General features: G+C 73.9%; 5 protein-coding genes and 1 pseudogene. All 6 read left to right on the forward strand.

Going from position 1 to position 4,761, the window contains the following annotated elements; all coding sequences use genetic code 11:
• Positions 1-337 (forward strand): annotated as a pseudogene (locus G3I42_RS02150) (dehydrogenase); the annotation flags it as partial.
• Positions 334-1,302 (forward strand): complex I subunit 1 family protein, encoded by a 969-nt coding sequence (locus G3I42_RS02155; protein ID WP_164282156.1) that lies wholly within the window; start codon positions 334-336, stop codon positions 1,300-1,302. The pseudogene G3I42_RS02150 and the gene G3I42_RS02155, both read left to right, overlap by 4 nt.
• Positions 1,303-1,920 (forward strand): NADH-quinone oxidoreductase subunit I, encoded by a 618-nt coding sequence (locus G3I42_RS02160; RefSeq protein ID WP_164282157.1) that lies wholly within the window; start codon positions 1,303-1,305, stop codon positions 1,918-1,920. It abuts the gene before it with no gap.
• Positions 1,917-2,675 (forward strand): NADH-quinone oxidoreductase subunit J, encoded by a 759-nt coding sequence (locus G3I42_RS02165; protein WP_164282158.1) that lies wholly within the window; start codon positions 1,917-1,919, stop codon positions 2,673-2,675. The genes G3I42_RS02160 and G3I42_RS02165 overlap by 4 nt, the downstream gene beginning before the upstream one ends.
• Positions 2,675-3,082, forward strand: coding sequence for an NADH-quinone oxidoreductase subunit NuoK (gene nuoK, locus G3I42_RS02170; protein WP_164282159.1), 408 nt, complete (start codon positions 2,675-2,677; stop codon positions 3,080-3,082). Before G3I42_RS02165 ends, nuoK begins: the two co-directional genes overlap by 1 nt.
• On the forward strand, positions 3,079-4,761 hold a 1,683-nt coding region (locus G3I42_RS02175; protein WP_164282160.1), incomplete at its 3' end, for an NADH-quinone oxidoreductase subunit L. The genes nuoK and G3I42_RS02175, both read left to right, overlap by 4 nt.

A 4,761-nucleotide genomic window follows, 5' to 3' on the forward strand; every position in this document is an offset into this window, starting at 1 on the left:
ACCGGCGCGCCGCTCCCGTACCGCCTCCGAGGGTTCCGCGACGCAGCGGCGCGAGACGCCCGACGGCGGCGCGGCCCCGGCGGGCAGCGCCGACGCCCCCTGGCACCACGCCCGCCCGGCCTTCGAGGACACGCGGCCGAGCGGGGAGGCGACGGGGGAGGGCGAGAAGCCGACGGGGGAGGGCGAGAAACCTCGTACGGAGAAGCCCGGCGCCGAGGGCCCGCGTCCCGAGGGCTCCCAGGGCCCGCGTCCCGAAGCCCCCCAGGACCCCCGTACCGATGAGCCCCGCCCTGAGAATCCCCGTCCCGAAGACCCCGCCGGAGGCGAGCCCGCGTGAACGACGTCCTCGGTGACGCCCTGCGACTCGTCCTCGTCTTCGCCGGGTTCCTCGTGCTGCCGCTCGCCGTCGGGCAGGCCGAGCACAAGGTCATGGCGCACATGCAGGGGCGGCTCGGCCCCATGTTCGCGGGCGGGTTCCACGGCTGGGCCCAGCTCATGGCGGACGGCGTGAAGTTCGCGCAGAAGGAGGACATCGTCCCGGCCGACGCCGACCGGCGGATCTTCCGGCTCGCGCCCGCCGTCGCGCTGCTCCCGTACCTCCTCGTGCTGCTCGTGGTCCCGGTCGGGCCGGGGGACAGCGCGGTCGGGACCGTCGTCGACGCGGGGATCTTCTTCGCGCTCGCCGTCATGGGCGTCGGCGTGCTCGGCTCGCTGATGGCCGGCTGGGCCTCGGCGAACAAGTTCTCGCTGCTCGGCGGCCTCCGTACCGCCGCGCAACTCCTCTCCTACGAACTCCCGATGCTCCTCGCCGCCGCGTCCGTCGCGATGGCGGCCGGTACGGTCTCGCTGCCCGGCATCCTCGGCGAGTTCCACTGGTGGTGGGTGCCCTGGCAGCTCGTCGGCGCCTTCGTCTTCTTCGTCGCCGGGCTCGCCGAGCTGCAACGGCCGCCGTTCGACATGCCGGTCGCCGACTCGGAGATCATCTTCGGCGCGTACACCGAGTACACCGGCCTGCGCTTCGCGCTCTTCCTGCTCGCCGAGTACGCGGGGATCGTCATCCTGTGCGGCCTCACGACCGTCCTCTTCCTCGGCGGCTGGCACGGCCCCTTCGGCGGCGACGGGCTCGGCTGGCTGTGGACGCTCCTGAAGACGGCGCTGCTCGCCTTCGTCGTCATCTGGCTGCGCGTCAGCTACCCCCGTCTCCGCGAGGACCAGCTCCAGAAGCTCTCCTGGACGCTGCTCGTCCCGCTCGCCCTCGCCCAGATCGCCCTCACCGGCGTCGTCAAAGTGGTGATCTCCTAGATGCCCCCGATTCCCGGCACGGGTCTGGCCAAGGGCCTCGCCGTCACCCTCCGCACGATGACGCGCAAGTCCGTCACCGCGCAGTACCCCGACACGCTCCCGCCGCTGCCGCCGCGCAGCCGGGGCGTCATCGGGCTCTTCGAGGAGAACTGCACGGTCTGCATGCTGTGCGCGCGCGAGTGCCCCGACTGGTGCATCTACATCGACTCGCACAAGGAGACGGTGCCACCCGCCGCGCCCGGCGGGCGCGAGCGCAGCCGCAACGTCCTCGACCGCTTCGCCATCGACTTCTCGCTCTGCATGTACTGCGGGATCTGCATCGAGGTCTGCCCCTTCGACGCGCTGTTCTGGTCCCCCGAGTTCGAGTACGCGGAGACGGACATCCACGACCTCACCCACGAGCGCGACAAGCTCCGCGAGTGGATGTGGACCGTCCCCGAGCCCCCGGCCGTGGACCCGGCGGCGGAGGAGCCGAAGGAGCTGGCGGCGGCGCGCAAGGCCGCCGAGAAGGCGGAGGCCGAGGCGGCGACCGTACGGGACACGGGCGAGGGCCACGCGGCGGGCGAGCGTCCCGCCACGGGCGAGCGTCCCGCTCCCGGTGAGGAGCCGCGCCCGTGATCACGCTCCTGGCCACCGCCCCCGCGACCGGCACCGCCCCGCAGGGCTTCCTCTCGCCGACCGGCGTCGAGATCGCCTTCGTCCTCTTCGGCCTGCTGACCTTCGGCGCCGCACTCGTCACCGTCACGACGAAGCAGCTCGTGCACGCCGCGCTGTGGCTCGTCGTCACGCTCGGCGGCCTCGCGGTCGAGTACCTGCTGCTCACGGCGGAGTTCATCGCCTGGGTGCAGGTCCTCATCTACGTGGGCTCGGTCGTCGTCCTGCTCCTCTTCGGCCTCATGCTCACGCGCGCCCCGATCGGCCGCTCGGAGGACGCCGATTCCAGGAACCGGCCCCTCGCCGCGGCGGTCGCGGTCCTGGCGGCGGCGGGCCTCGTCTGGGTCGTCACGGACGCCTTCCGCACGACGTACATCCACCTCGACGGCGCGCACCCGCAGGGCACGACGGCCATCACGGGCGCCTTCCTCTTCCGCCACTGGGTCCTCCCCTTCGAAGCCCTCTCGGTCCTCCTCCTCGCCGCCCTGGTCGGCGCGATCGTCCTCTCCCGCAAGCGGAGCGAGGGCGACGCCCCCCGGCCCAAGCCGAAGCCGCGCCCCCGTACGGATACGGGTACGGGCCGGGCCAAGCGCCCCGCCGGCCGCGCCCCGCGCACCGCCGGCCCCGGGACCCCGCGTCCGGCAGCCCCCCAGGACCCGCACCCGGCGACCCCGCGGGCCCCCCGCCCGGCGGCCCCGCACCCGGAGGACCCGCGCTGATGCATCTCGTCTATCCGGCCGTGCTGTCGGCCCTCCTCTTCTGCACCGGCATCTACGGGGTGCTCGCGCGGCGCAACGCGATCCTCGTGCTCATGTCCGTCGAGCTGATGCTCAACGCCGTCAACCTCGACCTCGTCGCCTTCGACGTCTGGCTGCGCGACACCCTCCACGCGGGCCAGGCGCTCACCCTCTTCACCATCGCGATCGCCGCCGCCGAGATCGGCATCGGCCTCGCCGTCGTCCTCGCCGTGTACCGCGCCCGGGGCACGATCGCCGTCGACGCCCTGCGCGACACCGCCGAGCCCCCGTACGGCCCCGATGACCCCGAGGCCCCCGCAGGTCCCGCAGGTCCCGGCAGCACGGACCCGGCCGCCCCCGGCACGCGCACCCCCGGAGCAGCCGCGTGAACACCACGACCCTCGCCGTCCTCGTCCCCCTCCTGCCCTTCCTCGGCGGGATCGCCGGACTGCTCATCGGGCGCGGCGCCGCGGGCCTCGTACGGCCCCTCGCCGTGCTCCCCGCCCTCGCCAGCGCCGTGCTCGCCGTCCTCGTCGCCGTCCGCCAGGGCGGCGGCGCGACGATCGACGCCGCGACCCGGCTCACCCCGACCGGCGCCGCGCCGATCGACCTCTCCCTCCACCTCGACGGCTTCGCGGTCCTCGTCGCGGTCCTCGTCACCGTCGTCTCGACGTGCGTCCAGCTCTACTCCACCGGCTACCTCCGCGAGGACCCCCGCTACTCCTCGTACGGCGCGCTCGTCTCGCTCTTCACCTCCGCGATGCTCCTCGTCGTCTACTCCGGCGACCTCATGGTGCTGCTCGTCGGCTGGGAGGTCATGGGCATCTGCTCGTACTTCCTCATCGGGCACTACTGGGAGACCCCCGAGGCCCGCTCCGCCTCGCTCAAGGCGTTCCTCGTCACCAAGCTCGGCGACGTCCCCTTCCTCTTCGGCCTCTTCGCGCTCGCCGCCGACACCGGCTCCTTCCGCATCACCGAGGTTCTGCAGGCCGTCACCCACGGCGGCCTCGACCACCCCACGCTCATCGCGCTGCTTCTGCTGTGCGGCGTCGTCGGCAAGTCCGCGCAGTTCCCGCTCCACACGTGGCTCCCGGACGCGATGGCCGGGCCAACGCCCGTCTCCGCGCTCATCCACGCGGCCACGATGGTCGCGGCGGGCGTCTACCTCGTCGCGCGCCTCCTGCCCGTCTTCACCTCCTCCGCCGCCGCGCTCGTCGTCCTCGCCGTCCTCGCCGCCGTGACGATGGTCGGCTCCGGGCTCGCCGCGCTCGCCCAGGACGACATCAAGCGCGTCCTCGCCTACTCGACCGCAGGTCAGCTCGGCTACATGACCGGCGCCCTCGCCGTCGGCGACCGGGGCGCCGCCGTCTTCCACCTCCTCTCGCACGGCGCCTTCAAGGCGCTCCTCTTCCTCGCCGCGGGCGTCGTCATCCACGCCGCCGGGACGAACTCGCTCGCCGCCATGTCCCGCATGCCGGGCCTGCGCCGCACCGTCCCCGACGCCTACTGGACGATGACCGTCGCGCTCCTCGCGCTCGCCGCGATCCCCCCGTTCACCGGCTTCTTCTCCAAAGAAGCCGTCCTCGGCGCCGCCGAGCACGCCGCCACCGGGCACGCCCACGGCATCCCCGCTGCCGCCGGCTGGCTCGTCCTCGTCGCCGGACTCGCCACCGCCCTCCTCACCGGCGCCTACGCGACGCGCCTCTGGCTCCTCCTCGGCGCCCGCGAGGCGCCCGCGACCCCCGGGCGCGCCGCCGAAAAGACTCCCGCCGCCGAGGCCGCCATCCACGACCACCCCGCGACCCCCCGCGTCATGAACGCCGTCCTCTGGCTCCTCGCGCTCCCCACCTTCCTCCTCGGCCTCACCGCCTGGGCCCTCCCCGACTGGTTCGACGGCCGCGACCTCGCGCCGACCCTCACCACCTCCGTGCTCGGCACGGGCGTCGCCCTCGTCGGTGGCGTCCTCACCTACGGCGCCTGGCGCCACACCAAGGCCCTCGCCGCGCGCTACCCGCTCGGCGCCGTCGCGGCCGGCCCCGAGGGCGACGCGGGCCGCACCGAGGCCCAG

The organism is Streptomyces sp. SID11385 (assembly GCF_010548245.1).
GTDB lineage: Bacteria > Actinomycetota > Actinomycetes > Streptomycetales > Streptomycetaceae > Streptomyces.